The 26,814-nt window shown below is 46.1% G+C and carries 25 protein-coding genes and 1 tRNA gene; 13 read left to right on the top strand and 13 right to left on the bottom strand.

The genetic code is table 11. The features are described from left to right. Positions 1–12 precede the first annotated feature (12 nt). The 4 genes from AC0S1O_RS04780 to AC0S1O_RS04765 form a co-directional block, all read right to left on the bottom strand. Complete coding sequence (locus AC0S1O_RS04780; RefSeq protein WP_475393199.1) at positions 13–378, bottom strand: DUF1667 domain-containing protein; 366 nt, start codon at positions 376–378, stop codon at positions 13–15. Further along, positions 375–1,607, bottom strand: a complete 1,233-nt coding sequence (locus tag AC0S1O_RS04775; protein WP_475393198.1) for an NAD(P)/FAD-dependent oxidoreductase — start codon at positions 1,605–1,607, stop codon at positions 375–377. Before AC0S1O_RS04775 ends, AC0S1O_RS04780 begins: the two co-directional genes overlap by 4 nt. Then, complete coding sequence (locus AC0S1O_RS04770; RefSeq protein WP_475393196.1) at positions 1,604–3,085, bottom strand: FAD-dependent oxidoreductase; 1,482 nt, start codon at positions 3,083–3,085, stop codon at positions 1,604–1,606. Before AC0S1O_RS04770 ends, AC0S1O_RS04775 begins: the two co-directional genes overlap by 4 nt. Before the next feature lie 91 nt (positions 3,086–3,176). Beyond that, positions 3,177–3,249: transfer RNA gene (locus AC0S1O_RS04765), tRNA-Val, on the bottom strand. Positions 3,250–3,393: 144 nt separating this feature from the next. On the opposite strand from AC0S1O_RS04765, the gene AC0S1O_RS04760 reads away from it, so the two are divergent. Beyond that, a complete protein-coding gene (locus tag AC0S1O_RS04760) occupies positions 3,394–4,812 on the top strand; it encodes a right-handed parallel beta-helix repeat-containing protein (protein WP_475393195.1) in 1,419 nt (472 codons plus the stop codon). Positions 4,813–4,876: 64 nt separating this feature from the next. Beyond that, positions 4,877–5,794 carry a ribonuclease Z gene (gene rnz, locus AC0S1O_RS04755; protein WP_475393193.1) on the top strand — a complete coding sequence of 306 codons (918 nt, stop codon included), beginning with the start codon at positions 4,877–4,879 and terminating at the stop codon, positions 5,792–5,794. A 173-nt stretch (positions 5,795–5,967) separates the two neighbouring features. Here the strand turns inward: rnz and AC0S1O_RS04750 are convergent, their stop codons facing one another. The 4 genes from AC0S1O_RS04750 to AC0S1O_RS04735 are packed head-to-tail and all read right to left on the bottom strand — an operon-like array spanning position 5,968 to position 8,905. Further along, positions 5,968–7,278, bottom strand: coding sequence for a tryptophan--tRNA ligase (locus AC0S1O_RS04750; RefSeq protein WP_475393192.1), 1,311 nt, complete (start codon positions 7,276–7,278; stop codon positions 5,968–5,970). A 33-nt stretch (positions 7,279–7,311) separates the two neighbouring features. Continuing rightward, complete coding sequence (locus AC0S1O_RS04745) at positions 7,312–7,692, bottom strand: toprim domain-containing protein (protein WP_475393190.1); 381 nt, start codon at positions 7,690–7,692, stop codon at positions 7,312–7,314. Positions 7,693–7,697: 5 nt separating this feature from the next. Continuing rightward, the gene (locus AC0S1O_RS04740) at positions 7,698–8,408 is read right to left on the bottom strand and encodes a class I SAM-dependent methyltransferase (protein ID WP_475393189.1); all 711 of its coding nucleotides are present in this window, start codon (positions 8,406–8,408) and stop codon (positions 7,698–7,700) included. A 5-nt stretch (positions 8,409–8,413) separates the two neighbouring features. Further along, positions 8,414–8,905 carry an adenosine-specific kinase gene (locus AC0S1O_RS04735; RefSeq protein WP_475393188.1) on the bottom strand — a complete coding sequence of 164 codons (492 nt, stop codon included), beginning with the start codon at positions 8,903–8,905 and terminating at the stop codon, positions 8,414–8,416. A gap of 92 nt (positions 8,906–8,997) precedes the next feature. Between AC0S1O_RS04735 and glpK the strand changes: the two genes are divergently transcribed. The 5 genes from glpK to AC0S1O_RS04710 are packed head-to-tail and all read left to right on the top strand — an operon-like array spanning position 8,998 to position 14,946. Next, positions 8,998–10,455 (top strand): glycerol kinase GlpK, encoded by a 1,458-nt coding sequence (gene glpK / locus AC0S1O_RS04730; RefSeq protein WP_475393186.1) that lies wholly within the window; start codon positions 8,998–9,000, stop codon positions 10,453–10,455. Positions 10,456–10,500: 45 nt separating this feature from the next. After that, positions 10,501–11,049: a V4R domain-containing protein gene (locus tag AC0S1O_RS04725; protein ID WP_475393185.1), complete on the top strand. Its 549-nt coding sequence runs from the start codon at positions 10,501–10,503 to the stop codon at positions 11,047–11,049. Between the two features lie 53 nt (positions 11,050–11,102). Further along, a complete protein-coding gene (locus tag AC0S1O_RS04720) occupies positions 11,103–12,749 on the top strand; it encodes a hypothetical protein (RefSeq protein ID WP_475393184.1) in 1,647 nt (548 codons plus the stop codon). A gap of 30 nt (positions 12,750–12,779) precedes the next feature. After that, positions 12,780–13,946: an alanyl-tRNA editing protein gene (locus AC0S1O_RS04715; protein WP_475393183.1), complete on the top strand. Its 1,167-nt coding sequence runs from the start codon at positions 12,780–12,782 to the stop codon at positions 13,944–13,946. After that, positions 13,921–14,946 (top strand): M42 family metallopeptidase, encoded by a 1,026-nt coding sequence (locus AC0S1O_RS04710; RefSeq protein ID WP_475393182.1) that lies wholly within the window; start codon positions 13,921–13,923, stop codon positions 14,944–14,946. Before AC0S1O_RS04715 ends, AC0S1O_RS04710 begins: the two co-directional genes overlap by 26 nt. Here the strand turns inward: AC0S1O_RS04710 and AC0S1O_RS04705 are convergent. Beyond that, positions 14,943–16,145 carry an aminotransferase-like domain-containing protein gene (locus AC0S1O_RS04705; protein WP_475393181.1) on the bottom strand — a complete coding sequence of 401 codons (1,203 nt, stop codon included), beginning with the start codon at positions 16,143–16,145 and terminating at the stop codon, positions 14,943–14,945. The genes AC0S1O_RS04710 and AC0S1O_RS04705 overlap by 4 nt on opposite strands. A gap of 110 nt (positions 16,146–16,255) precedes the next feature. On the opposite strand from AC0S1O_RS04705, the gene glnA reads away from it, so the two are divergent. Together glnA and mfnA are read left to right on the top strand one after the other, a co-directional pair. Next, a complete protein-coding gene (gene glnA, locus AC0S1O_RS04700) occupies positions 16,256–17,569 on the top strand; it encodes a type I glutamate--ammonia ligase (protein ID WP_475393180.1) in 1,314 nt (437 codons plus the stop codon). 39 nt (positions 17,570–17,608) lie between these two features. Then, positions 17,609–18,727 (top strand): tyrosine decarboxylase MfnA, encoded by a 1,119-nt coding sequence (gene mfnA, locus AC0S1O_RS04695; RefSeq protein ID WP_475393179.1) that lies wholly within the window; start codon positions 17,609–17,611, stop codon positions 18,725–18,727. Here mfnA and AC0S1O_RS04690 read toward each other — a convergent pair. From AC0S1O_RS04690 to AC0S1O_RS04675, 4 genes are read right to left on the bottom strand one after another with little or no spacing between them, the layout of a single operon-like run. Next, a complete protein-coding gene (locus tag AC0S1O_RS04690) occupies positions 18,715–19,608 on the bottom strand; it encodes a thiamine pyrophosphate-dependent enzyme (RefSeq protein ID WP_475393178.1) in 894 nt (297 codons plus the stop codon). The two genes, mfnA and AC0S1O_RS04690, sit on opposite strands and share 13 nt — an antisense overlap. Beyond that, the gene (gene porA / locus AC0S1O_RS04685) at positions 19,605–20,804 is read right to left on the bottom strand and encodes a pyruvate synthase subunit PorA (RefSeq protein ID WP_475393177.1); all 1,200 of its coding nucleotides are present in this window, start codon (positions 20,802–20,804) and stop codon (positions 19,605–19,607) included. The genes AC0S1O_RS04690 and porA overlap by 4 nt, the downstream gene beginning before the upstream one ends. Then, positions 20,805–21,122 (bottom strand): 4Fe-4S binding protein, encoded by a 318-nt coding sequence (locus AC0S1O_RS04680; protein ID WP_475393176.1) that lies wholly within the window; start codon positions 21,120–21,122, stop codon positions 20,805–20,807. 3 nt (positions 21,123–21,125) lie between these two features. Continuing rightward, positions 21,126–21,677 carry a pyruvate ferredoxin oxidoreductase subunit gamma gene (locus AC0S1O_RS04675; RefSeq protein WP_475393175.1) on the bottom strand — a complete coding sequence of 184 codons (552 nt, stop codon included), beginning with the start codon at positions 21,675–21,677 and terminating at the stop codon, positions 21,126–21,128. A gap of 80 nt (positions 21,678–21,757) precedes the next feature. Here AC0S1O_RS04675 and AC0S1O_RS04670 point away from each other — a divergent pair, with 80 nt between their 5' ends. The 4 genes from AC0S1O_RS04670 to AC0S1O_RS04655 are packed head-to-tail and all read left to right on the top strand — an operon-like array spanning position 21,758 to position 26,798. After that, positions 21,758–22,966, top strand: coding sequence for a M20 family metallo-hydrolase (locus AC0S1O_RS04670; protein WP_475394471.1), 1,209 nt, complete (start codon positions 21,758–21,760; stop codon positions 22,964–22,966). Positions 22,967–23,002: 36 nt separating this feature from the next. After that, complete coding sequence (locus AC0S1O_RS04665; RefSeq protein WP_475393174.1) at positions 23,003–24,061, top strand: glycosyltransferase family protein; 1,059 nt, start codon at positions 23,003–23,005, stop codon at positions 24,059–24,061. Then, entirely contained in the window at positions 24,052–25,074 is a 1,023-nt protein-coding gene (locus AC0S1O_RS04660; RefSeq protein WP_475393173.1) for a flippase-like domain-containing protein, read from the top strand. Before AC0S1O_RS04665 ends, AC0S1O_RS04660 begins: the two co-directional genes overlap by 10 nt. A gap of 23 nt (positions 25,075–25,097) precedes the next feature. Then, on the top strand, positions 25,098–26,798 hold the full coding sequence (locus AC0S1O_RS04655) for a DUF2070 family protein (RefSeq protein WP_475393172.1): 1,701 nt from the start codon (positions 25,098–25,100) through the stop codon (positions 26,796–26,798). Positions 26,799–26,814 lie beyond the last annotated feature (16 nt).

The following is a 26,814-nucleotide window of genomic DNA, read 5'->3' as shown; positions in this document are numbered from 1 at the left end:
TTTAATGTATAATTACTTCTCTTCCACACTCCTGGTGGCAACCAAATTCACTCCAAGACCCAATATATTCTCAGCAAGAACCTCCCCTATCCTCACGGGAGCGGGAATCTCCATATTAGCAATGTAGGACATCACATCATCTATTTTCTCCTTGGGCACGGGAGCATCTGTTTTGACGGAAACCACAGGATATCTTCCATTTTTCACCCTCACAACACTCATAACAACACGTTTTGGTTCAAGGATTTCCTGCCTGGCCCACTTCTCACCACGGGGACAGCGGCAGCCCCGCACATGCACGCTCTCCCCATCCACCTCCGCTTCGATATAGCATCCAAGGGGACAAACTATGCAGGTAAATTTGTAGAGTTTCTTCATTTCTGCACCTCCAGGGTGAGACCCTCAACATCGCCCCCAACATCCGCACCGGAAAGTTTGAGTCGAACCATCTCAGAGGGTTTAAGAACGGGATACCTCCTGCGGAACCCTATTTCCTTCATTACAAGAGATGCATCTTCAACAGGTCTCTCAACACGCGCATATAGAATTACCTCTTCCCCCGGAAAGACGTAATGGGGAACCACAAAACGCACATTGTTGCCCGGAATAACCAGTATTTTCCTCTTCTTTTCAACTCTCCCCCTTATGTATTTTACCGCAGATCGAGCGGCCAATTCACCCTGCTCAACCACATAATCCACAAGGTCATTTATCATAAGGGCATTACCTGCAACAAAAACGCCCGAGACTGTGGTCTCCAGATTACCATCAACCACTGCACTTCCTGTCAATGGATCCATCTTTACCCCCATTTTCTTCAGCAATTTTGTACGGGGCATAAGTCCTGCAGAGATCACAACCGTGTCGCAGGGAATATTGAACTCAGTACCCTCTATAGGGTTCAAATCATCATCAACCCGTGCAACCCTGACATACTCAACCCTTTTCCTACCTCTGATTTCAAGAACCCCGTGGGATAAATAGAGAGGTATGTTGAAATCTTCCAAACACTGCACAACATTTCTCGCAAGTCCACCCGGATAGGGCATCAGTTCAATAACCGCTCTGACTCTGGCACCCTCAAGGGCGAATCTTCTGGCCATGATCAGGCCCACATCTCCCGAACCCACTATGACCACGTTCTTTCCCGGCATAATTCCGTAAATGTCCATTAAGGTCTGGGCCTCCCCCGCGGTAAATATACCTGCCACGCGATCTCCATAAATTCCAACCTCAAACCTATGCCTCTCCCTCGCTCCAGCCGCGTAAATTATGGCAGGGGTATGAGCATACTCAAGCCCTCTGGGAGAGACAAACTTCACCACCTTCCATTTTCCATTTAGAGAGATATCCAAAACCGTGGATTCAAGAATGAAATCAACGTTCAAATTCTTTATTTTTTCAACCAGCCTGTGGGCAAACTCTGGACCTGTGAGATCCTCCCTGAAATAGTGCAATCCAAATCCCGGATGCACACACTGGGGAAGTATACCTCCAAGGTACTCCCTCTCCTCAAGAATCAGGACCTTCAATCCATCTTCACTAGCCCTTATACCTGCAGATAGCCCGGCAGGACCGCCTCCCACGATAACAAGATCATATCTCATGCTCTCGCCCCCCTGCGAAGCACCTTAACATCTCCAATGGCAATCTCTGTCCCCTTACCCTTGAGGGTTACATCCCACATGGGCACATTGTACTCCCTTGAAAGAATTTCCACAATCCGGGGCCTGCAAAATCCACCCTGACATGTGCCCGTTGTTGCCTTGGTTCGGAACTTAACAGAATCCACACTGGGAACCTGCACACCTATTTTTTTCATTCTCTCAATGGCTTCCAGAATGTCTCCCTCACTAACCTTGTTGCACTTGCAGATTATTCTGCCATAGGCCGAATTCTCCCTTATTTTTGAGGATATGCCCTCATCGTCCATCATGAAGAAATGCGTTATTTCCCTGCGATGGGGGTTCCATTTCTCCCTTCGCACAAGTGATATGTCCAAATCCCTTTCGAGAATCTCAGAGACTTCCCTAGCTATTGCCGGTGCAGCCGTGAGTCCGGGAGAGCGTATTCCCGCAACGTTTATGAAACCATGCACCTCCTCGCTCCTTATTATGAAATCGGCCCCCTCGGTCTCAGGTCTCAGACCCGCGAAGGTGCGTATCACCTTGCTCCTTGGAGGTAATCTTGGCCAGATCTTCCTTGCCTTCTCCCAAACCTCTTCCAGACCCTCCCTTGTATTGCCCAAATCCTCCTTCTCATCTGGAGATAAATCTTGTGCGTTGGGCCCTATCATGAGATGTCCTGAGATCTCGGTTGTGACCACGACTCCCTTGCTCTTTTTTGTGGGTGCCGGGAAGAGCACATGCTCAGGTTTTGGACCTGCAGAATCATCAAAGAGCCAGTACTCACCCTTTCGAGGGTGAATTGTGAAATAATCCACACCAGCCATCCGGGATATCTCATCGGCGTAAAGTCCAGCAGCGTTTATTATTATGTTCCCATCCACAAATCCCTTGTTTGTTTCCACTCCACTTACCTCTCCATTTTCAATTTTTATATCCTTCACCTCTGTATCGAGCATTATTTTCACTCCATTGTCAACGGAATTCTCCGCAAGGGCTATAACTGCAGGTATAGGAGCAATCTGCCCCACACTTGGAATCCAGAGAGCCGCCAGGGCATCATCACTCAAATTTCGCTCCATGGTGAAAATCTCATCCTCAATGATCTTCATACCCGCAACTCCGTTGATCTCACCCCTTTTGAGAAGAACCTCAAGTTCTTTTCGTTCCTCTTCACTGCTTGCAACCACAAGGGCCCCATTCCACACATGGGGAATCTGAAGTTCTTCAACCCATCTGTGCCATATTTCATTTCCCCGCACACACAATCTGGCACGCACAGGATACCTCTCAGGGTCATCGTCATAACCACCATGGATCAGGGCAGTATTTGCCTTGCTTATACCCCATCCCACATCGGAGTTTTTCTCAATCACCACCACATCCAGTTCATACTGGCTCAGTTCACGTGCTATGCTCATTCCTACGATACCCGCACCTATTATAATGATCCTAGTCATCCCACTCACCAGAGCAGGGGATTATGGATTCATCAATATTAAACAATTCGCAGAACCCGGCAAAGATTTCCAGAAAAATCAGAAAGGCTAGTGGGCCCGCCCGGATTCGAACCGGGGACCTCCCGCGTGTGAGGCGGACGTCATAACCACTAGACCACGGGCCCTACAGAGGGAATAATAATGTGGTTTTTAAATTTTGTGGCAGAGCATTGTCATATTAAAATACACCCTCACCCCAATTATCAATTGATTTCAACTCTTAAGAAAGCAAGAAAAATTTATTTATAAATGTAAGAATATTGTCATCTATGCTTAAAAAAGCAATGGCCTTATCTCTGTTTTTCCTTATTCTTCTTATCCCCATTTCTTGCGCGTTGGAGTACCCAATCAAAGTGAGAGCAAATGAGAAAGACCTTGAAATAAATGGTAACAAAGAATTGAGTGAATTTATTAGGGAGCATCACTTTCCAGGTAACGGGGCTTCTGAAAATCCATATGTTATTCCGCATGGGTTTCACACAATGAGATTTGAGAATATATCACTCCATTTAATATTGAGAAACATTTGGTGTGATAATTTTTTAATGTATAATGTGAGCAACGCTATCATTGAGGATTCAAACCTTTATCCCACAATGATGATTTTTAGGAGCGCACACAATATAAGTTTGGTAAGGTCCACACTGGATGATTCATGGGTGTATTTCTATAACTCAACCCACATTCGATTAGAAAAACTCAGCACTCACTCATCCTATAATCTCTTGTTTACCAACGTGAGCTACATTTCTATTGAGAATATCTCTGGTTATTATATGATAAATCTAAAGAAAACTGAGCAGGCAGCCTTAAAAAATATAAGTGGCCCGTATATTTATATCTCGGAATCTAAAAATTTCCTCATCTCTGGAATGTATCTTTCAGGTGGCTCAGATGGAGTGATATCGATAGAAAATACTGAAGGCATATGGATGGAAAATGTGGATTTTTCTGGGGATAACTTTCACAAGGATATAATAATGTATAATGTTTCTAAGGTAATGCTTTGCAATTCCACAATTTTTAGTCTATCCATAATGGGGACTAAAAATCCTGTTAAGTACGTCAAACTTGAAAATTTAAAAATATCGTGGGCAGATGGCGGGGTATATCTTGGGGGCATTCAAAATCTTGATATAAGCAACATACATATTGTTCCGGCAGAGTCGAATCGAGAGTTATATTGTGGGATTTTTATGAAAGATGACTTTCATATTAATATGGAAAACATACATATTTCGGGCCCATTTACAAATGGAATATGTGGGCATAATTTATCTTACGGAGTATTGAAAGATTTACATATATCCATAACTCCTATGAGTGGGATGATTTCTGCCCACTCAGGAATCCTTTTAGAGAATTCCACGTACATAATTATTGAGAGATCCTATTTTGATGATGAAGAGAAGGTGGGCATTCAAATTGTGAATTCCACAAAAATAAAAATTAAGGACACTCATTTTTCCTGGAAAATAGAGAATCCAATTAAGTTTGATGGAGAGGTTAGATACATACTGCTACAGGAAAACACAGGTGGCAGAATTGCTCATCCACATGCCCTAGAGTTACTGATGTTTTTCATAATATTTATTCTCCTTTTGATAACCTCTATAGCAGAGAAAAGAAAAATGGAAATAGAGGAGGCAAACAGGGAATTTTTAAATAAGATCAGAAATATGAAATGAAATACTCCACACATTCCAGACGAATAAACAAAGTTTAATATTTGGAAGAGATAAGGTATTCCTTATGGCATCCACCATTCGCATCGTGTTCTTTGGCACAGGAGGCTCCTGGCCCTCTCCTGAGAGAAACGTTATGAGCATAGGTGTTCAGATAGATAGCGAGGTTCTCCTGTTTGATTGTGGAGAAGGAACACAGAGGCAGATGATGCGCACAAATATGAGCTTCATGAAAATCAAGAGGATATTTATCACCCATTACCACGGGGATCATTTTCTCGGCCTTGCCGGGCTTGTTCAGACTATGGCTCTCAACGACAGGAGGGAGCCCCTTGAGATCTACGGGCCTGAGAGAACCGTGGACATACTCACCCGCTATTTATCCATTGGCTATTATTCAACCACATTTCCAATAAAACTTTACGAACTTGAAGGAAACGAGGTCCTTGATTTTGGAGATTACACCATTTCGACCCTCAGAACCAGGCACCCAGTACCATCTCTGGCGTACTCCATAAAGGAGAAGGATATGCCAAGAATTGATAGAAACAAGGCAAAATCCCTGAAACTCAACAGCAAGGTTCTGGAAAAATTGAGAAGAGAAGGTGAAATAGAATATCGGGGAAAAACAATAAGAATTGAAGACGTGAGCAATGGAATGAGAATAGGAAGAAAGATAGTGTATTCTGGAGATACCGCACCGATGGATGAGATGATAGATTTTGCCAGAGATGCGAGTGTGCTGATCCACGAGGCAACCACAGAATCTTCACTGGAAGAGAAGGCAAACGAGTATGGGCACTCTTCCGCAAGGCAGGCAGCCTCAATAGCGAGGAGGGCCAATGTGGATACCCTGCTTCTTGTGCACATAAGCCCCAGGTACAAGGATTCAAAGATTCTCGAGAGTGAGGCAAGGAAAATATTCCCAAATAGCTTTGTGGTAAACGATCTGGACGAGTTTATCGTGAAAGTAAAGAAGGGCTAATCTTCCGAGTAAAGCAAATACTCCTTCACCCCTACCTTAACCACTATCCTATTTTCACCCACAAACGCCTCTATCCCATCTCCTATCCTGAATCCTCTTTCCCATCCCATCTGGACACCATCTCTCTTGGAGGCGTATGCAATCCGTATATTTAAGGATTTATATGCACACTTTCACTCCCACGAAACCATGTCATTTACCTCTTCCTTGGCCTGCTCCCTTCTCTCCTGAAACTCTCTGAGCCACTGGGATATTATATCGGCTGCCTCCCTCTTGCAGGGACCACACACCCTCTCTCCGGATCTGCAGGTGTCGTGCACTTCTCTAAGATACTTATCATCATCCAGAAGGTGGTACACGAATAACTCGTAAACTGTACACACGTCAGGGTTTCCCCCGTGCTTCCTGTGCTCCTCCAGGGTTGCACCTCCACCAGTTTTTGCACGGAGAACCTTCTTTCTTGCATCCTCAGGATCATCTGTGAGAAATATCGCACTCTCAGGTACCGAGGAGGACATCTTTCCACCGGTAAGTCCCGTCATGAGGCGATGGTACGTGGCAGCAGGGGGATAGAAGGTATTCTCATTGAATCCCTGCTCGTATCTGATGAGGATCTTGTTTATCTTCAGCACATCCCTTTCATCCGCATCCCTCACGTAAAGGGCCCTGTAGGGAACATTGATCTTGAACTCTGAAAAACCTGCAGATTCAAGGTGCAGGGCCACATCTTTCAATTTCACCTCCACATCCTCGCCCTTGTAGAAAATTCCCATGCCCTCTTCTCCCTGGGGAGATAGGGAGAACATCCTCCACCTCGCCACAATATCCCGGGTCAGGCGCATATGGGGATCCTGATCCACGCCTACGGGCACCACTGTCGGTCTTGGACCCCCGAATTTTTCAAGTTGCACGTGGAGTATATCCCCCACCTGAATCAAGGGGGAGAAAATATGGCTCATATTCGTTTCCCCGCCGAATCCGTATATGGCCAGAAATTCACTCATATTCACCTTCCTGGCAAGTTTCCAGGCAATATCCTTCACCTCTTGTCTTTTGGACTGAAAATACACCTCCGTCTTACCGGGTTTCAGACCTAGGGCTACGTAACTGGGTACGTACTCCTCAAGGGCTATTTTCCTCGCCCTCTCCAGGGAAATTCCCCGCGAGGCATAGGCCTCTATGTCCGCCACGGCTATGTGAACATCCGCGCCTAAGTCCTGGTAATAGCGGACCTGATCAATGGTCATCTTGTGCCCGAAATGCATTCGTCCTGAGGGCATGAGTCCTGTGAGTACTGCAAAATTCTCTCCGTTCCTTATGGCATCGTATATGTACTCAAAGCCCCTGTGCCCGAAGATGACGCCCCTGCGGAAAAGCCTAGGTGCATCGGGAAGTTCAAAATCAAAGGGCTCAATGCCGAATTGATCGCGCAATTTGGCATAGTCCTTGTACTGCTGTGAAGACCAGGGATTTATGAATTCCATGGGTGGGGAAGGCTTTGCATTTAAATAAATTTTTCAGAAAAGTGAGGCAAGTTCCTCCACGCTGGAGATGTGGGCCCCAACGTAGAACCCCAGTTTTCGGCGGAACTCCATATTGCAGGCCACATCGTTGTCACGCAGGAGAGTGAATAATTTCCCCGCAAGATAACTGCCCTTCCTGTCCCAGTCGGTGAGGATTATTATTTCAGAATGATGGGATGCTATGAAATCCGCAAGATCAGCAAGGGATTTGCCCATATTAACGATTATTATTTCCCCATCCATTCCGAGAGTTCTAAGCGCCTCCCTATCCCTCTTCCCCTCAACAAGAATGGGAATTCTCCTGTTCTCCATCCTCATATCCTCAAGAATGCCCTCCACCTTTTCAATGCTCTCCTCAGACAGCCCATTTCTCATTACCATTACCTCTTCACTCCCACAGCAATTATCCTCTCGGAATACTCGTCAAACTCGTTCATGTCATAATCCCCATAAACGTGCTCTATTTCAAATCCCGCATCCTGCAATTCCTCAACGATTTCATCCTTCTCAATGGGGTAGATGTACATCTCAGCGACCCTTCTTCTCAAGATCTCACTCTCCACGATATCGTAAAAATAGAGCAGTTTCCAGCGATTTTCATATTTTACAGGAACGAAGAATCGAGAGTAGACCTTGCCATCCCGAAATATCGTATCGCCATGGTGCACAATTCCCTCAACCATCTCGAAGGGATTGAAAATGTCCACAATTATCCTTCCCCCCTTGTTAAGGTGTGCATTCGCATTTTTCAAAATCTTCAACCTCTCGTCCCGGGGGAACATTGTCAGGGAGTTGAGCCCGATTATAACGAGGCAGAATCTCTCCGAGAGGGAGAATTCACGCACATCCCCCTTTATCAGTCTTGCATTCCTTCCTTTAAGGTTCTCTCTTGCACGGGCAAGCATCTTCTCGTTGGAATCAATGCCCCACATATTCGGATGATCAAGATAATAGAGTATGCGTCCCGTGCCGCACATGAGTTCAAGCAGTGAGTCGCATCCCCCTGCGTACTTGCGGTATATACCAATATCGTCCTGAAAATCAAAATAAAAAAGATCGTAGAGATCCGCCTCAATGTCGTAGAAATCCATGGAGATCACAACTTGTAACCAATCTTGCGGAGGAATTCCTTACGCTCTCTCCTTTTCTCCTCGTCCTCCACTCCAAGGGGAGAGTGGCCATCCACAACGCCCATTATAGCCCTTCCCTGCTCGGTCTCAGCCACTATCACCTGAAGGGGATTTGCACTGGCCACGATTATGTGCGTGATCTCCTGCACATTCTTGAGTGTGTTGAGCACGTTTATCGGATAAGCGTTACGTAGCATTATTATGAATGAGTGCCCCGCCCCAATGTTCTTGGCATTCTCAATGGCGTATTGCACGAGTTCCTCATCCGTGCCCTCGTACCTGACCAACCTCGGGCCAGAGGCCTCGCAGAATGCAAACCCAAACTTTATGCCCGGCATGCTTGTCACCAGCGCCTCGTATATATCCTCAGTGCTCTTTATGAAATGAGTATAGCCAATGATCACGTTTATATCGCTGCTGGGCTTCTTGATATCCACAACCTTTATCTCCACGCCCATATCTCTCATTATGCCTTATTCCATTTTTAATTTTGCGGATTAAAGCAGAAAAATCATATATTCCCCAAGGGCATTAACCGTATGGTGATAGGATGCCATACATTCTTTCTCTGGACGAAGGCACCACAAATGCAAAGGCCTCAATAATAAACGAGGAGGGAAATATAATTTCCTCGGCGAGCAGGGAGTTTCCCCAGTACTATCCCCGCCCCGGCTGGGTTGAGCACAACCCGGAGGAAATATGGAATGCTCAGATCCTCGCCGCCAGAGAGGCAATAAAAATGGCGAAGCTCGAACCAAGGGATATTGCAGCGGTAGGTATAACAAATCAGCGAGAGACGACAATAATATGGGACAGGGATGGAAAACCGATATACAACGCGATAGTGTGGCAGTGCAGGAGGACGGCAGAATTCATGGAAAGGGTGAAAAAGGAGTATGGGGATCTGATAAGGGAGAAAACCGGGCTCATTGGAGATGCATACTTTTCAGCCAGTAAAATACGCTGGATCCTAGATAATGTTCCAGGGGCGAGGGAGCGGGCAAAAAATGGAGAACTCATGTTCGGTACCGTGGACTCATATCTAATCTACAAACTCACAGGGACTCATGCCACAGATTACTCCAACGCATCACGCACCATGCTGTTCAACATAAAAAGGGGCCAGTGGGATGACGAACTTCTCGAAATATTCAAAATCCCAGAGGATATTTTACCTGAGGTATTGAATTCTGCAGATAACTATGGAGACGCGAAGGGATTCCTCCAAAACATACCAGTTTCTGGGGTGCTTGGAGATCAGCAGGCAGCACTGTTCGGCCAGGCATGTTTTAGAGATGGAATGCTCAAGGTGACATACGGCACTGGAAATTTCCTGCTGGTTAACACGGGTGAGAGCGTGCCAAACCCAAGGAACCTGCTGAGCACCATAGCCTGGAAAATTGGGAATAAAATTAACTATGCACTGGAGGGAAGCATATTCATAACAGGCGCGGCACTTAAATGGATCCGGGATCTGGGCCTAATCGAATCCTATGAGGAAACGGAAGAACTTGCAGGATCCCTGGGAAGCAATGAAGATCTTTACTTTGTGCCCGCCTTCTCCGGCCTAGGCTCCCCCTACTGGGACCCCTACGCAAGGGGCATCATCATAGGCATAACAAGAGGAATAAGAAAAGAGCACATTGTAAGGGCAACTCTGGAGGCCATTGCCTATCTGACAAGGGATGTGGTTGAAGAGATCAAAAAGCACATATTTGTGAGGGAACTTAGAGTTGATGGGGGAGCAAGCGTAAACAACTTTCTAATGCAGTTTCAGGCAGACATCCTTGGCATACCCCTTCTCAGACCTGCTAATAGAGAGAGTACAAGCATGGGGGCAGCATTTATGGCAGGATTGCAGGAGGATATATGGGATATGCACACACTTGAGAAACTGTGGAAGGTGGACAGGAGATTCACTCCCCAGATGGATGAGGTAAAAAGGGAAAAACTGTATGCACGGTGGAAAAGGGCTGTTTCAAGGTCCCTCGGTTGGGTAATTGATTGAGAAGATTTTAAATAGTATGGAGCCCTAAATATTTCGGGGAGATGAATGAAAAAAGAGGAAATTGAGAGGAGAGCAAAAGAAACCCTTAAAAAATTGGGTAAGGATGGGAGATGCTGTTCTGAAAATCTTCGGATAGATTTCTACGGAAATAGATATGTGCTTTTATCCACCAGGTATTTTCCCTACGAACTCAAGAAGGATATGGAGGAACTGTTTGGTGGTGTGGGAGATTTCGTCCTCTACAGAGGAGGAAAGAGAATAGGTAGGAGGCTCGTCAGGGAGTATGCAAACTCAATTGAGGATGGCATCAGTATGTACGATGTTCTGGCAGCCGTGGGCTGGTATTTTGGATGGGCCATTGGCGACTCATTTAAGGATGGTGAGAATTATCGAATGGTTTTATATGATTCGTTTGAGGCAGATAGTTACATCGAGAACGAGGGCAAGGGCGATAAGCCAGTGTGCCATTTCATGAGGGGAGTTCTTACAGGAATAGTTGAGGAGATAGAGGGCGCAAAATACGAAGGAAGGGAAGTGAAGTGCAAAGCGCAGGGATACGAGTACTGCGAATTTTTAATTGAAAAGAAAGAATAAAAATCCAGAAGTTTTATGAGGAAGCGCCCCTATACCATGGACAGGTGATGAAAATGAAGAGGTTACTAAGTATTGGGCTGGTGGTAATTCTATCCCTCAGCATACTGGCAAGCAGCGCAATTGCCCAGGAGAACCAGAAATGGGGTTTCAAACTCAACATCAATCTCCAAGACCAGGTACAGCCCTATCTGAAGATTCTGACCGATATGCTTGTTTCAAAGTTCAACGATATGAACTCCACCTACCAGATCAACTCCTACGATTCCAGCCTAAATGGAACTTTCAAGATGGCAGAGGCAATGGTGGCCACGGGCAATGGGGTGGAATATAAAGGTGGAGAATCCACCAATGCAAACCTATCCTTCTACGCCAGTGGGGTATTTCCATATGCATCCAATGTTTCTCAGGTGATCAATGGAAACGTGGAGCCAAAGAATGTGAACATATCTGCAATGGTGAGTCTCATCACCAAGCACCTGTCCAACGGCACTGTTATTGAAAGCACTTCGGGTAACATATCCAAGATCATCTCAAACTCCTATAGCTATTTCAGAGCGCATTTTGAAGGTAAGAACATACCTCTATCCATGCTCCTCTATCCCATGATAGAGTCAAAGGCCGTGAGATACCAGCATTTGAGCATAAGAATGAGTCTAAAATACATATCTTCAATGAGCAATCTCACCACCATATGCCTCAAAACCTATCTTAACGAGACGCTCAATGGTGTTCCCATAAATTCAACCATAAAAACTTCAGATGTGTATGTTAACTCAACCCTTGTGAGCGTGAATGTGATTGACCAGAACAAGGATGGTTATCTGGACACTGGAGATTACCTGTGTATCCATATAAATCCAAGTTTCTTTAATCAGTTCACACCCGTGGAGCTGGGCTTCATAACATCATACAATGGGCACTCGTATCATTTCTCCGTCTGGCTCATGCCAAAAGATTGGTCCACAAGCTTCGGGGGAGACTTTGATGTGCCCATGATCGTGCCCAGATACGAAAAACTGTTGAACGAGGTTAAATCGCTCCCCCTCTATGACAACTTCAATTTCACAATCCTGGCAGAGGTTCAGGAAAACACAACAACCACTTACACTCCTCCACTCCCACTCATTCCAAAAGGCAAGGAAAACATAACAATGGTCACAAGGGGCAAATATTATGGAACAATAACCATAGTCGGACTTCAGGAGCCCTACAAGAAGATTCTGGAAAATGTGCTCAACCTTACATTCCCAATAAACCTGCAAACCTTCAACACGCACATACCGGGGTTCTCCAACGGCACAATAAACGAGAACACAACAATAACCGTTGGAACTGTGAGGATAAGCGGTACAATGCAGTATGGTGGAGAGAGTGTGTACATCGTGCATCTAAACATACCGAAGGAGAAGAGCATCTCTAACTTTGATTTCTGGTACTTCTACTCGCCTTCCAAGAAATTCATAGTTGGTGGGGGCATACAGATAGGTACCAAGAAATTTGATACCCAGGCAACCACATACGATGATGCTCAGAAGGAAATTAAATCCATAGAAAACAGTGAGGGTGGCCGCCCTTCAACAACCAGCACACAGGCGAATTCCTGGCTTCTGCCCACTGCCATAGGAATTGCAGTGCTTGTGGTTGTAGTAGTTATAATTGCAATAGTCGTTGCAGTTCTCAAAAAGCGGCGCTCTCCATAACTATTTTTTATATCTTTTTGTTTTACCCCTATGTTTCAGTACCTTTACTACCAGAACCCATATTTGAAGAGGGCAAAATTCAAGGTTCTCAAGGTCGAGGGCAATAGAATTCTTCTAAACGATACCATCCTTTACCCCGGAGGGGGTGGCCAGCCAGCGGATGAGGGCACAGCCCTATGCGGAGGGAAAAAATTCAAAATAAGGCACGTTGGCGACCTATGGCATGAGATCGATGGGGAATGCAAAGGCTCAGAGGTGCAGATAGATCTAAACTGGGAGAGAAGGTACCTTTTCATGCGGTCCCACACTGCAGAGCACACATTCTTCAGATTTCTGGAAAATATGGGGGCAAGGATGGGCAAAATAAATTTGGGCGAGGAATCCGCCATAATATTCACAGGAGATATCGGTATTGAGGATATCCTGCAGGCTGAGAGGGATACAAGAAGACTCATAGAAGAGGGAAGAAAGGTTAGGGCATTCTGGATAAATAGGGAGGAGATAAAGGATTATCCTCAATTGAGAATAAAACTTGAAAGGATAAAGGAAGATGCTATAAGGGTGATAGAGATCGAGGGCCATGACCTATCGGCCTGCAAGGGTGTGCATGTGCAGAACCTTTCAGAAATAGGAGATTTCGCCATAACGTCCATCAGGATGGGAAAGAAAAAAGAGGTGAAATTTGTCATAGGGCAAAGGGCAAAAGATTATCATTTCATAGCATCTCAAACTCTCAGGAAAATGATGTGGAAGAGAAACCTGAGCATTGAAAGCGTGGAAAAATATGTGGAAAATATGGAGGAGGAGAGTAAAAAGATGCTCAATGCCCTCAGGGAACTGAGCAAGAGCAGAGAATTTTCAAGGGATCTTTGCGGAAATGTGGAAATTTATCACCAGATATTTCCCTATGGGGACCACAAAATCATTCAGAGAAGGGCCATGGAACTTGCAAATCATAGAGATGCTGTGATCATTTATGCGATAAACAATGTGGTTTGCATGGCATTCAACCCAGCCCATTCCTGGGCAAGGGTGGAATATCTTAATCTCATTGAGAGCATGGGTGGTAGAGGTGGTGGAAAGGGCAATTTCCTGAGCGGTAGCGTTCCAAACCCTGAGGAGTTTGCGAAAATTCTGAAAAAGATTATATGCGAAAAGGCATTACAATTGCATGGTGATGAAAATGGACATAGTTGAAATTCTACGGGATTTTGTGATGCTTCCCGGAGTGAGCGGATTTGAAACACCCATAAGGAGCTATCTACTGGAGAAGTTAAAGGACATAAACCCCCAGGTGGATGCCGTTGGCAACGTTTACGTGACCCTGGGCCAGGGAGAGAGACACATCGCCATAATGGCCCATATGGACGAGATAGGATTCGTGACCACACACATTGAAAAGGATGGCTATGTACGTTTTGCCCCTGTGGGTGGGGTGGATGACAGGATGCTATACGGAAGGGTGGTTGAGATATTCACCCCACGGGGAATAGTTTACGGTGTGATTGGATTGATTCCGCCCCACCTGAGCACCTCAGAGGATAGAAAGAAGAGCCCAACATGGAAGGAACTGGCCATAGACATAGGAGCAAGAAGTTACCAAGAGGCCATAGAGATTGGAGTAGGGCCCGTGATGCCCGGGAGATGGAAGAAGGATTTTGTGAGGATGGGAGATTACGTGGTAACAAGGGGCATAGATGATAGGGTCGGCTGCGCAATTCTCTACCACCTCGCTCAGAAACTCAAAGGAAAAAATCTCAAGAACAGGATTACATTCATATGGACTGTACAGGAAGAGACAGGGCTGCGTGGAGCCAGCGCCATCACATCCAGAATGGATTTCGATGAGGTTTACGCCATAGATACCATGACAACTGGCATGATGCCAGGTGTGCCCTTCCATCTGAGCCCAGTGAAGATAGGAGAAGGCCCAGCAATAAGATTCTTTGATAGAAGGGGTGCTGCCTCCGAGTTCCTCAGGGACAAGGTATTGAATATAGCCAGAGAGCACGGTATACCAGTGCAGGTGGCAATAACGGGAGGTTCAACAGATGCCGCCGTTGCATTCAACCATGGTCTAAGGGCACTTCCAATATGCATACCCGTAAAATACACCCACAGCCCGGTGGAGATGTGCCATATTGCAGACATAAAAAACACAATTGACCTTCTGGAAAAAATAATAAATGGAAATTAGAGGGTTTCCCTTATCGCCTGGCCAAGCCTTCTCACACCCTCCTTTATTTCTTCCTCCGTTGGATAGGTGAAATTCAATCTCAAGGTATTTCTGTGGTCCCTGTTGGGGAAGAACGCCGCACCTATGACAAACGCCACCCTTTTCTCAATGGCCTTCTTGAACAGTTTCTCTGCATCCATTCCCTCAGGCAAGGTTACCCACAGGAACATTCCACCATCGGGCCTTGTCCATCTAACACCCTCCGGGAAATAATCCTCCAGGGCATCCAGCATCACATCTCTCTTCTCTTTGTACAATTTGATTATGTTGAGTATGTGCTTCTCAAAATATCCCCCTTTGATGTACTCCTGAGCCACATACTGCAAGAACGGGCTGGTGCACAGGTCTATGCCCTGCTTTGCAAGAACGGCTTTGTGAATTATATCCTCATGGGCCACCATGTAGGCAACCCTCATTCCGGGGCTAAGGGTCTTTGAGAAAGTACCAAGATACACAACCCTGTGGTCACGGTCAAATCTCTTGATCTGGGGAACTGGATCACCTGAGAAGCGAAGTGCCTCGTAGGGGGCATCCTCAACAACAAGAAGGTTGTACTCCTCCGCCAGTTCAAGAAGTCTCTTTCTTCTGTCCTCAGACATGGTCACGCCCGCGGGATTCTGGAAGGTTGGGATAGTATAGACCATCTTGGGCCTTATTCCCTCGCCCTTCAATCTCTTAAGTGTATCCTCAAGCATGTCCATTCTCATTCCATCATCGTCCATCTCAATGGCTACGTACCGCGGCTGATAAGACTGGAACGCCGTGAGGACTCCAACATAGGTGGGCGCCTCAATGATCACATAATCCCCCGGATCGATAAATATCTTGGCGAGTAGATAGAGACCCTGCTGAGAGCCCGTTGTGATTAGAATATTATCCCTCTTTAGGTTATTGAATCCGTAGCGTGATGTGAGAAAATCAACAAGGGTATCCCTGAAAGTGTTAACACCCTCGGTTGAGCCGTATTGAAGCATCTTATCCCCATGCTTTTCAAGCATATTGGAGACAATTTCCCTAATTATTTCAACGGGAAAGGCCTTGGGACTTGGCAAACCCCCGGCCAGCGAGATTATATCGGGCTCCTGGGTAACCTTAAGCAATTCTCTGATCTCCGAGGCTTTGAGGCGTTTTGCAATATCCGAGAATTCTTCATCCCACATTTTTTACCACCACAGGGTAATGTGTGCGTGCGATATTAACTTTATTCTCCGTTAAATTTTACCAAATCTGGTAAGAGAAAGTTTTAAATCTTGGATAATCATTGTTTCATATGCAGCGAGAGATTTTGAAGATGGTAAAAGAGAGGGGTGTGAAGTACATACACCTGCAATTTATGGACATCCTGGGGCAGGTAAAGAGCGTTATGATACCCCACATAATGCTTGAGAAGGCTCTAAACGAGGGAATACTCTTTGACGGTTCCAGCATTGCTGGATATGCCACCATTGACGAGAGCGATATGCGCGCGGTTCCAGATGCAAAAACCTTTCAAATCCTGCCCGATGACCCAAAAACTGCCACGATAATATGCGACATATATCTGCCAAACGGCAAGAGATTTGACGGTGATCCGAGGTACGTACTTCAGAGAGCACTTAAAAAGGCGGAGGAAATGGATTTCAAATTCGTCACGGGGCCCGAGTTTGAATTTTTTCTGTTCAAGATGAGGGATGGTAAGCCAACCCTGGAGCCAAACGACCACGGTGGTTACTTTGATTTTGGCCCGGTTGATCAGGGTGAGGAGGTGCGCAAGGAGATAATAGGGATATTTGCAGACATAGACTACATGCCTGAGGCGGCACATCACGAAGTTGCTCCGGGACAGCACGAGATTGATCTGCGATACGGATACGCTCTGACCATAGCCGACAGGATTCTCACCCTGAAGGCCATGATAAAGAGGGTTGCCCTCAAATACGGGCTGTACGCCACATTTATGCCAAAACCCGTATTTGGAGTTAACGGTACCGGAATGCATGTGCATCAGAGTCTTTTAAGTCGGGATTGCAATGAAAACAAATTCTATGACCCCAATGGGCCATGGGAACTTAGTGACGTGGCCCTTCACTACATAGGTGGGTTGCTCAAGCATGCCGATGAGACCACCGCCATATTGAACTCCTGGGTAAACTCATACAAGCGCCTTGTGCCAGGATACGAGGCACCAGTTTACATTTCCTGGGCAAACCTCAACAGAAGCGCACTAATACGTGTACCCGCAGGAAGGGGTATGAAGACGAGAATCGAATTGAGAAATCCTGATCCTGCAGGGAATCCGTACCTGCAATTTGCCGTGATGCTTGCAGCCGGCCTTGATGGAATTGCAAAAAGAATAGAGCCCCCCGAGCCCGTTGAGCAGAACATATTTGCAATGAGTCCAGAAAAAAGGGAAGAAATGGGAATTAAGTCCCTGCCCGAGAGTTTGGGCGAGGCACTACACCACCTGAGCAGAAGCGAGTTCATGCGGGAAGTCCTTGGAGAGCACGTATTCAATCATTTTCTATATGTGAAGCGCAAGGAATGGAGCGACTACAGGGCTCAGGTCACAGAGTGGGAGATAAAGAATCTTCTGCCAATACTCTAACTGCAAATTTATTAATCCCACGAGCGCATGCTGAAAGAGATGAACGATGAAGAAATAGAAAATCTGCTGAACGGGTATTACAGTAGGGATATGCACTACGAAGATGGCAGGATTCTCGGCTCAATGTACACAAGGCCTCCTGATGTGGTTTTAAAAGCATTTTTCAAATTCTATCAGGCAAATCTGGGCAATGCAGGCCTCTATCCCGGAACTGCCCAACTTGAAAGGGAGGTTGTTAAATTTCTGCTTAAATTGACTTCTGGCAGGAAGGATTTTCACGGACACATTGTGAGTGGAGGCACAGAGGCAAACATAATAGCCCTATGGGCCGCCCGGGAAATGGGATACAGCAGGATATTGACTACTGAGGACGCCCACTTTTCAGTGACAAAGGCTGCAAAATTGCTCAAAATACCCATTAAGAAATTGGCAGTGAAGAATGGCATAATGGATATAGAGGCACTGTCAGCAGAGTTGAAGGAAGGAGACATTGTTGTTCTAACCGCTGGCACAACACCCCTGGGCTTCATTGACCCAATTGAAGAGGTCTCAAAATTATGCGATGAATGCTATTTGCATGTGGATGCTGCCTTCGGAGGCTATGTGATTCCATTTTTGCGTGAATTGGGCAAAACGAATAAAAAATTTGGATTTGATGTGGAGAGTGTTATGAGTGTGACCATTGACCCCCACAAAATGGGCATGGCCCCATATCCAGCAGGGGGTATTGTGGCAAGGGAAAACATATTTGAGAAAATCAAAATCAAGGCCCCATACCTGATGAACGAGCACAATGATACCCTCCTGGGCACCAGACAGAGCGGAAGTGTTGCAGGTGCATATTCCGCAATACTCCACTTCGGGTGGGAGGGTTATAGAAATGTGGTGAAAGAATGCATGGAGAGAGCAGAATACCTGGTGAAAAGAGCAGAGGAGGAGGGTTTCGATGTGCCCTTCAAGCCGGAAATGAACATTGTGAACATTGGCTTAAAAGATGTGAAGAAGGCCAAAAATCTTCTCCTCGCCAGGGGCTGGGGAATATCAACAAACCCGAAATACAGCACAATAAGAATCGTGGTTATGCCCCACGTGACAAAAGAAACAACTGAGAATTTCTTGGAAGAACTCAAAAATATAAAAAGGGATTATGGTTTGTAGTGGTGCCCGTACTTGGCCCACCATGCGTCAACCTGCTCCTGCAAAATCTTAACGTACTCTGGATTCTTGAGCAGGTGCCTGAACCTGCCCTGGGGCTTGAGGTACTCCTCCACCGGCTTGAATTTCTTTGGCTTGTATGTTATGCGCATGTTCTCAAGATCTCCATCCTCAACTTCCCAGAGCGGGAATATGCCCGTATCGGTTGCAAGTTTCATTATCTCTATTGTCTTGCTGGGATCATGCCTCCATCCAGTTGTGCAGGATGAGATCACGTGCAGGAAGCGAGGACCCTCGTAACTGAGCGCCTTCTGAACCTTCTTCTTGAAATCGTTGAATATTGCAGGGTTGGCCGTTGCAACGTACTTGGCATTGTGGGCTGCAATTATCCTTGCAATTGGTTTCTTGGGCTGCAACTTGCCTATGGGATTTGCCTGTCCAACCTTGCTGGTGGTGGTCCATGCTCCCCAGGGTGTTGCACCGCTCCGCTGTATTCCAGTGTTCATATATGCCTCATTATCGTAGAGCACGTAGAGCACATTGTGTCCCCTCTCAACCATACCACTGAGCGCCTGAAATCCTATGTCAGCGGTTCCGCCATCTCCACCGAAGGCAATTATATTCAGTTTCTCACCCCTGGCCCTTGCAGCAGCCTCTATTCCACTGGCAGCTGCGGCAGCATTTTCAAAGGCCACATGGAGCCATGGCACACGCCAGGATGTGCGTGGATATGCTGTTGTGGCCACCTCCAGGCATCCTGTGGCATTGACCACTATTGTATTTGGACCTGCGTATTTGAGCACCCATTTCACGATTATGGGAGCGGCACAACCGGCGCACATTCCGTGACCCGGTGCAAAAAATTCTTCCTTTTCGTAACTCATAGTAATCCCTCCGCTTTAAGCACGGCCTCTTTATTTACATCAATCCAGTTCACCTCGTCCACCTTCTCTCCCTTGGCTGCTCTCTCTGCAATCTCGTAGACCTCGTTTAGCGTTTTGAAGGTTATGTCCCTTCCTCCAAGACCCACGATGAAATCCACGATCTTGGGCTTGTTTTCATCGTTGGCAAATGCCGCTCCAACCTCGGCATAAACGGCACCGCCGAATCCAAAGGATATGTTACGCTCAAGCACCGCAGCCACTTTTACGCCTTTGAGCAGTTCCTTCAACTCCTCCTTGGGGAATGGTCTGAATGTGGTGATCTTCAGAAGTCCGACCTTCTTGCCCTGAGCGCGTAGTCTTTTCACAAACTCCCTGGTGGTTGAGGTCATTGAACCCATGGTTATGAGCACAATGTCCGCATCCTCTATAAACTCCGGATAGACCTTTTTGTAGGTTCTACCAAATCTCTCCTCAAATTCGCTGAATACCTCATCTATGACCTTCTTCGCCCTCTCCATGGCAATCCACTGCCCGTACTTGAACTCCATGAAGTACTCGGGAAATCCAAATGCTCCAAGGGTTGCCGGCTTCTCAGGATCCAGGGTCACATAGTGGGGCACAAACTCACCTATGAAATCATCCACATCCTTCTGCTCTGGCAGTTCCACAGGCTCAACGGTATGCGTGAGAACGAAGGCATCAATACCCACCATGGCGGGCAGGAGAATACGCTCATCCTCAGCTATCTTGAAGGCCATAAGTCCAAGATCCAGACCCTCCTGATTGCTCTCAGCGTAGAACTGCATCCATCCCGTATCGCGCTGGGACATCATATCCTGATGGTCGCACCATATATTTATGGGTGCGCTCAGAGCACGATTTCCTATGCCCATAACAATAGGAAGGCGCATTCCACTGGCAATGAATAGAACCTCATGCATCAATGCGAGCCCCTGGGATGCAGTGGCAGTACCCACGCGAACACCATGGGCACTTGCTCCTATGGCCGCAGATATTGCGCTGTGCTCGCTCTCCACAGTCACAAACTCGGCATCCATCTCACCGTTGGCTATGAACTCGCTTATCTTCTCAGGCACAAGCGTGGATGGCGTTATCGGGTATGCAGGTATCACCTTTACCCTTGCCAGTTTAAAGGCGTACGCTATTGATTCATTTCCTCTAATCATCACCTTCATTTACTTCTCCTCCTTCACAAAATCTATTGCCTTAACAGGACATTCGTTATAGCATATTCCACAACCCTTGCAGTAATCGTAGTCTATCTCCACAACGGGCAATTTCTTTAGGGCTTCCTTGGGTGCGGGTGTGTTCATTCTCGTCTCCTCATCATCGTGCCTCCATATGGCCGGCTCAGGACAGAACTGCCAGCATATAAGGCAACGAATGCATTTATCGTAGTTAATTATGGGCTTGAATACTCTCCAGGTTCCTGTTTTATTCTCAACCGAATTTCCCGGTTCGGGAATAACGGCTCCTCTGGTTATTATCTCCATTTTTTACCACCCCAAAACGGTTTGCTCATAGGCCTCCTTGGCAGCCAGAGCGTTTTCCTCCTTCTTTGCAGGAGCGTTCTCACGAATTGCCTCCACCACGTACTCTATCTTCACATTTCCCACTGCCCTTGCGTAGGCGCCCAGAATGGATGTGTTCACAATGGGTGCTGCCTGTGAACCGAGATGATGCTTCAGTGCAATTTCCGTCGCATTCACGGTGGCAACCTTAAAGTTTTTCAGTTCAAACTCTTCAGGCTTTTTGGAGGTATTTATCACAATTATTCCCCCCTCCTTGAGTCCCTCTGTCACGTCAATGACATCCATGAGCGATGGGTCAAGCACAACCACCGCATCCGGATTGTACACGTTCATCCTTATGTCTATTTTTTTGTCATCTATCCTTGTAAATGCCTGCACAGGCGCTCCTCTTCGCTCCACACCAAAGTATGGAAACGATTGGGCGTAGAATCCCTGCTTCACCGCTGCTATGGCCAGGATATTCGCCGCCGTAACGGCTCCCTGACCGCCTCTTCCATGGAATCTTACCTCGTACATGGTGTGGGGTTATGCACTCCTCTACCTTAAATCTTACCATGAAAACATTAATCTTATTGTCCGCGATATCCCCACCCATGATGGAAAAAGTGTTTGAAAAACTTGAAAGTATGAGGGAAGAGCTTATACAGTTCACAATTGAAATGAACAGAATAAAGGCTGTGAATCCTACAGGTGGCGGAGAGGGTGAGGGAAAAAGGGCAGATTGGCTTGAAGAAAAACTCAGGGAGATCTGCGACGAGGTCAAACGCTACGAGACCGTTGATGAAAATGGAATCAAGAGACCAAATCTGATTGGCATAATATACGGAGAGGATAGAAGCAGAACCCTGTGGCTCATAGGACACATGGATACCGTACCCGAGGGGGATCTATCCCTATGGGACCATGATCCCTATGACCCGATTCTGAAGGACGGAAAGATATATGGGCGTGGGACCCTGGATGATGGCCAGGCAATCGTGTCTTCATATTTTGCTGCAAAGGCCATACTGGCCGCAGGATTGAAGCCCAAGTACAACATAGGACTTGCCTACGTGGCAGATGAGGAGGCCGGAAGCAGATACGGGGCTGAATTTCTCATGGATAAGGGCATATTCAAGCCCAATGACCTTGTGGTTGTGCCGGATGGAGGTGCCCCGGACGGTTCGTTTGTGGAAATTGCGGAGAAAAGCGCAGCATGGATAAAGATCGTGACCATTGGAAAGCAGGCCCACGCATCAATGCCCCACACAGGAGTGAACGCGCACCGGGCGGCCATGAAATTCGCCCTTGCGGTGGATGAGTACCTGCACAAAAAGTATGCAGATGAGAATAGCACATTTGAACCCCCAATATCCACATTTGAGATAACCAAGAAGGAGAGGAATGTGGATAATATAAACACGATACCCGGCACCGATGTGATCTACTTTGATTTCCGTGTTCTTCCGCATTACAAAATTGAAGATGTCATAGAGGATGTGAGGAAAATTGCGGAGGAATATGAAAAGAAGGAGAATGTCAGGATAAATGTGGAGATTGTTCAGGCATCTCAGGCAGCACCCCCAACCGATGTGAACAGTGAAATTGTGCAAAAATTGATGAGGGCACTTAGAGAGTTAAGAGGCATAGAGCCTGTTGCCGGAGGTATTGGAGGAGGCACAGTGGCAGCATTTTTCCGCAGGCTTGGCATACCTGCAGTTGTGTGGATGACTGCAGACGATGTGGAGCACCAGCCAAACGAGTACTGCCGTGTTGATAATTGCATAAACGATGCAAAGGTTTTCATATACCTTGCGTTGAGTTAAGAAAACATTTAATACAATCCCTCTTTTTTCTATTTTGTGAAGATTGCGTTTGGCATATGCTCCCTCGGCATCGGACACGTGACCAGAAGTCTTCCCCTCATAAAAAAATTGGAAGAAGAGGGCCACGAGATTGTGCTTGTATCCTACGGCAGGGCCGCGCAGATGCTCAAAAAGGAAATGGGACATCTGAAACTCTACCAGATCCCGGATTTTCCAATCCAGTACCCTGAAAAGGCTCATCAGTTCATCCCCTATTTTTTTATGCACTCAAACAAAATTCTCAGCACCATGCTTGGCTCACACAGGGAATTTGTAAACTTGCAAGAGAGGGAGAATTTCGATCTCATAATATCCGATAGCAGATTTGATGTATTTCACAGGAACGTTCCATCATTTCTCATAATTCATCAACTGCGCATCATGGTTCCACTCAAGTTACTGAGATTCGGAATAACAATCTACAACAGGTACATCACCAGATTCTTCAAAAGAATTCTAGTTCCGGATTTCAGGGAAAACTCCCTATCAGGAGAGATGTCCCACAATCTGAAGATGATGGAGGAGAGTAAAATCGAATACATAGGGCCCCTCTCTCCCTTCAAGTACAGAAATATGAAAAGGGATATTGATGTGCTGATATCCATTTCAGGCCCGGAGCCCCAGAGAAGCATATTCGAAAAGAGAATATTTGAAGGCCTGGACAGCATTGAGGGAAATGTGGTTGTTACCCTCGGCAGACCTGAGGATGGAGAGAAGAGGGATGATGTGCGCATATTTCCCTACCTTAGCATGGAGAAAAGGGAGGAAATAATGAACAGAAGCAAAATTGTGATATCCCGCTCGGGATACTCAACTATTATGGACCTGTATGTGATCGGGGGAAAGGCAATGTTCGTACCAACCCCGGGACAACCTGAGCAGGAGTACCTTGCAAGGTACCTTGAAAAAATGGGCATAGCAGGTTACACCACCCAGGATAAAATAAACCTTGGTGAGATGATTGAAAGGGCAAAGAATTACAGGGGATTCCGGGGCAATTACGATGTTTCAAAATCCGTGGAGAACGCCATGAGGGTGATCTTCCAATGGATGTGAAAAAGTACCGGAAATGGCTCATCATATCCATCGTTATAAGCGCCACCTCCCTGGCAATAATATTCATGCTCAGTTATACCAAGCAGGCTGGAAGTATAATTTTGAGTCTTAACCCCCTGATCATTCTCTACGCAATAATCCTCAACGTTCTCGCCTGGACCTTCTGGGCAATTAGGATAAAAATCCTTGCCTCAGCCCTGGACATAGGAATATGCCTGAGAAAGGCATTTCGCATAGTCATGGTGAGCCAGTTTATGGCTGCGGTCACCCCATCGTCCATGGGAGGAGAACCCATGAGGATATACATGCTCTCCCAGGATAACATGACATGGGGTAACACCTCCGTGGGAGATGCAACTGCCCTCACCGTTGGGGAGCGTCTGATAGATTTCCTTTTCTTCGGTATCTCTCTTCCAATTCTCCTTCTCCTTGTGGGGCTTTCAATAGACCTTACAGGCGTCAAATATTTCATGATCGCATCAGCCGTGCTTCTCGGTCTTGCAGGCCTCTTTACGATGTTCCTGGTGACTCACCCGCACAGGTTCAAGAATAAAATACATAAACTTGACAAAATTCTGAGGTTCATAATAAAGGAAGATGCAAAGAGATGGAAGACTCTCAGAAAAATGGAGAGGGAATTCGTCACCTTCTCAGAGAGCACGATAACAATATTCAAAAGAAAAAAATTGCACTTTGTGGCAGCAATGGGGGCAACGGCGCTCATGTGGACCTGTGGATTTATGATACCCTCCGTGCTCCTTATGGGTTTTGGACAGGATCCCATGTGGCTCATATCCTACACGTTCCAGATGATAATAGTTCTCATCACCATGATCCCCGTCTCTCCTGGGGGCAGCGGTCTTGCAGAGTTCTCAGCCTATTTCCTCTATGGTCAGAGGGTTCCTTCCGAGTTTCTGGGCCCTCTGATAATTGTGTGGAGAATCCTCACATTCTACATGAATCTAGGGGTGGGACTTGTCTTCACCCTTCACTACATCGCAAAAGGTAAATAAACGCACAATATTGGGGAATTCAAATGGGTCAAGAGGGCGAAAAGTACATACTCTCGCTGCGGAGACATATAATAACTACCCCGGGATACGAGGTCAGCATCACACTTTCCATAGTCTTCATTCTCCTCTCCTCCTATCTCATATACTGGGACGTGTGGAAAGCCCTACTGATATTTGGAGTGCCATACCTCCTTGTTAATTTTCTTGACTATGCCATGATCAAGATTGGAAGAACCTATTTTCCCGGAAAAAGGATACTCACATTGAATCTGCTCATATTCATAGGGGTGCTCATTCAAATACTGATATTTCAGAGATTTTTTTCATTTGAATTTTCCCTGCTGCTCGCATTCTCCTCCGCTGTGTTCCTCAGAACCTTTGTTTACTTTGTATTTATGAGAAAAAGACCTGTTCTGGGTATAATCACCTCTCTCAATTACAATATGATATACGGGGTAATTGCCCTGCTCACCGCAAGGAATTTCACAATTTCATACACCATTGCCTCCGGAATTTATCTGATCTCCGCGCTCTTCATCCTTCGCATTTCCGTAGCCAAGTTCGTCAGAGAGTTCAGCGAGGATCCTCTCTGGTTCATAGCATCCTTCATAAACTACCTTTCAAATGGAGAGAGAGAGCATCTCCGTTCAATAAACAGATTCTTTGAAAACATATACACTGAAAGAACAGTGCCTGTATCCTCCATGGTTTTTTGGAGAGGAGATTCCCCAAAAGCCATTTTCCTGTTTCCCTACATCCATCCTGGCCCCTTTGGAGAGGTTGGTGGCAGCGATATAACAAAAAAATTGAAAAAATTCACGGGATTTGATAATCTCATGATCTTCCACACAACCACAACCCACGATAACAATGTGGCCGATGAGAGGGATGTTAAGAAGATTGCCAATGTGGTTAAAAATTCACTCAACACAAAAAATCGCTGCAGAAAAATGAGTGATGTTCTGAGATTTGAATTTGGCAATATGGAGGTACTCGCCCATCTTTTTGGAAGGTATCTCATAGTAGCGCTGCTCCCAACAAGAGATATTTTTGATGATGTGGATCTAAAAGCGGGGCTAATGCTTAGAAAAAAACTGCTGAATTTTTACGAGGATGCTGCAATTGTAGATGCCCATAACAATTTTGACGAGAACGCCTTTCCACTGAGCCTGACCCATGGAGATGTGGATGCAATTGCAAGGAAAATAAAAAATCTTGATGCAGACGCGCCCATAATCATGGGTTATGCCCAGAGGTCCTTCAAAAGCAAAAGTTTTGGGCCCGATGGGATAAAGGTGACCGTATTTATCCATAACGGGAAGAGAATTGGGTACATTCTCTTGGATGGAAACAACGTCAAAAAGGGATTGAGAAACAGGATTATAGAATCCCTCAAAGGTGTTCTTGATGAGGTTGAGGTTTTTTCCACAGACAATCACATTGTAAATTACAACATTATGGACCTCAACCCTGTTGGGGATAAGGATGATTGGAGTGAAATAATAAAAATGGTAAAGGACGCCGTAAAAGATGCACTTTCCAACGCTGAGGAAGTGGAAGTGAGCATGCACACAGAGATGGTTAAACTGAGAATGGCCCGGAGGGGACAGTTAGAGGAGATGACAAATATAACGAAGAGTGCGATCAATACCATAAAATTCGCCATGCCCCTCATAATAGTTGGTGGATTTCTGGGAGCATTGCTCTCATTCCTGTGCATTTAGAAAAATTAATATGCAA

Source organism: Candidatus Aciduliprofundum sp. HYA1 (genome assembly GCF_056175085.1).
Note: the sequence above shows the minus strand (reverse complement) of the source record. Positions and strands in the feature narration are given on the sequence as shown.